The 1,573-nt window shown below is 45.6% G+C and carries 2 protein-coding genes; one reads left to right on the top strand and one right to left on the bottom strand.

What is annotated here, in order from left to right:
• A partial coding sequence (locus OA34_RS13270; RefSeq protein WP_039676218.1) for a porin occupies window positions 1-764 on the top strand: 764 nt, incomplete at its 5' end.
• A 44-nt stretch (window positions 765-808) separates the two neighbouring features.
• Here the strand turns inward: OA34_RS13270 and OA34_RS13265 are convergent.
• Window positions 809-1,573 (bottom strand): EAL domain-containing protein (locus OA34_RS13265; protein ID WP_039676216.1); only part of this gene is annotated, 765 nt, incomplete at its 5' end.

Raw genomic sequence — 1,573 nt, 5'->3', positions numbered from 1 at the left:
AGGGTGCAAGCATCGTCAATACCGACCTTCCCAACACAACTTTAACCGCAGCCTACGTGCAAAAATTCCAAGCACAAACCGATGGGGCGGGCAATATCGGTAAATTTACCACCTATAGCAATCCGTACGGCGTCTCTCCACTTTTGGAAGATGGTGCGTATACTTTGGTGGCAGTCAATAAAAGCATTACAGGTCTAACCTTAACCGCGGCGTATGCAGAAGATCTCAATACCAATGGTTCGATGGCGTATGCTGAAGCGGCGTACAGTGCGATGGTTAATGCCTTTACCTATGGGTTAGCGGCGCAATACTATTACAGCGATAAAGACGTTACAGGAAGCAAAAATGCCGATCTTTACGGTCTTAAAGCAAGCCTAGGGTATGGCGCACTGGGTGGTTATATCGCCTATACCAGTGTGAGCAAAGATGCAACCGTGACTCCAGGTATCGGTTGGGGCGCTGATCTTGCGTATACGGGAACGATCATCCTCTCTAGCAGTTATCCTGCGAACACCGATGCGTACGCACTTGGTCTAAGCTATGCGTTTACACCAACCACTACACTCGCGGCAAGCTATACGATCACTGATGATGACGATCTTTCGTATGGCAAAGCTTCCTACGTTTCACTTACGGGCAATTACGCCTTTGAGGGCGCACTTAAAGGGCTGAATCTTCTTGTGATGTACGACAAAGAAAACCGCGATAAAGCAGGTTTGTTAGATAAACACGAGTTTCGATTTAGCGCAAGTTACAAGTTCTAAAACCTCTTGGCGCTTTTACATGTAAGCTTTACATGTAAAAGCGTTTAAAACAATTCGGGGCGTCCGAAGTGGTAGCCTTGCGAGTAGTCGACACCCAAATCCGTGACGATGCGGTAGATGGCTTCGTTTTCGACGAATTCGGCAACGGTTTCCAAGCGTTGTTTTTGGGCAAATAAGACGATGGTTTCGACGATATTGCGATTGACTTCGTTGGTATCGATGTTGCGAATGAGGCTTCCGTCGATTTTTAAAATATCGGGTTCATACGAAAGCATACGTTCAAAATTTGAATATCCCGTTCCAAAATCGTCGATCGCGATTTTTACGCCTCTTTGTTTGACGTTTTGAATAAAACGTTGTATGTGGGCAATATCGCGTATGTCTTCGCTTTCCAAAAGCTCAAAGACGATGCGGGAAGTCTGTTCGGGGTAGCGGTCTAAAAGCTGAAAAATATGACGAATAATCTCTTCGCGTTCGATGTCGTGGAGTGAAAGATTGATCGAAATGGCGGCATCGGGAATTTTTAAAAGTGCCGCAAACGAATTGTCGAGGACGATTTTGGTAATTTTAGAGTAATAACGCCCCTTCTTGGCGACTTCTAAGAAAAAGTAAGGCGTTAGAAGTTGTCCGCCTTCGTTGACAAGGCGCACGAGCGATTCGTATTTGGTAATCTTTCGCGTGTGATTATCGACGATCGGTTGAAAATAGGAGAGAATGTTTCCCGTATCGATGGCGGTTTTAATGGTGTGAATCGTTTCGATGTTTTTCAATGCGTTATCGTACTCGATGCCCGATAATCCGTCGGCATA

It is taken from the genome of Sulfurospirillum sp. MES (assembly GCF_000789415.1).
GTDB lineage: Bacteria > Campylobacterota > Campylobacteria > Campylobacterales > Sulfurospirillaceae > Sulfurospirillum > Sulfurospirillum cavolei.
This window is presented reverse-complemented; position numbering and strand designations above follow the sequence as displayed.